Source organism: Pseudomonas sp. 32_A, assembly GCF_017490905.1.
Lineage (GTDB): Bacteria > Pseudomonadota > Gammaproteobacteria > Pseudomonadales > Pseudomonadaceae > Aquipseudomonas > Aquipseudomonas inefficax.
Window position 1 is genome coordinate 1 of the sequence record NZ_JAFGYI010000313.1, and the last position, 457, is coordinate 457.

Annotated in this window: 1 protein-coding gene; it reads right to left on the reverse strand. The window is 60.4% G+C overall.

The genetic code is table 11. From position 1 onward, the window contains the following. The coding region (locus J5M58_RS26830) for an ImmA/IrrE family metallo-endopeptidase (RefSeq protein ID WP_207880409.1) at positions 1–457 on the reverse strand (457 nt) is incomplete at both ends.

Sequence of the window (457 nt, forward strand, 5' to 3'; positions counted from 1 at the left end):
GTAGCCAAGCGTTGCGCGGTGGTTTCGAAACCGGTGCCAAAGTAGTTGCACAAAAGGTCGATATCGTAGCGGGTTTCCTCAGCCATCGATAGGAACGGTTGGTAGGGCATGGTGACCGCGGCGGCGAAGTATTGCGCGAGCCCTAAAGTAGCTAATTCTTGGGCCTCGCCCGCCGGAAGTTCGGACACGAGGTTATCGCAGACATCGCGGTAGGCAAGCAGGCAATATTGGAGCGCCATTTCAAAGACTAGCTGGGCTTCGGAGAGGCCGTCGCGAAGCGCAAGCTCCCGGGTATCAGGGTTGAAGCTGCGGCGTGGGCCCGGCCGGGAAAAGCGGACACTAACGCCGAGGTCTTCGTGCATGCGGGAAGCTAAGCGGCCGCGGCGTAACACCCGGTCACCGAGCTGGCCGGCGAGCTCTTCTGCCAGCACATCGAGCTCGTGGATGTAGTTATGGG